Genomic DNA, 269 nt, shown 5'->3' on the forward strand with positions numbered 1-269 from the left:
TGCTTTCGCAATTGGGGTTTCGGAATTTAATCTTGACGATGACCTACTCTCACATGGGGAAACCCCACACTACCATCGGCGATGCATCGTTTCACTTCTGAGTTCGGGATGGGATCAGGTGGTTCCAACGCTCTATGGTCGTCAAGAAATTCGGTGTGCCGACTCGTCTTTCGACGCTTCAGCAAATTGGGTATGCGATAGTTTGTGTGTTTCTCTCGAACTTTCGGTTCGTTTCGTCTTCACACACCGCAATCTGGTGACCTTTCGCT

At 49.1% G+C, this 269-nt stretch carries 1 rRNA gene; it reads right to left on the reverse strand.

The features are described from left to right. Positions 1-30: 30 nt before the first annotated feature. Positions 31-146: ribosomal RNA gene (gene rrf, locus U862_RS0128865) — 5S ribosomal RNA — on the reverse strand. Between the last annotated feature and the right edge of the window lie 123 nt (positions 147-269).

This window comes from Pseudomonas sp. H1h (assembly GCF_000633255.1).
Taxonomy (GTDB): Bacteria; Pseudomonadota; Gammaproteobacteria; order Pseudomonadales; family Pseudomonadaceae; genus Aquipseudomonas.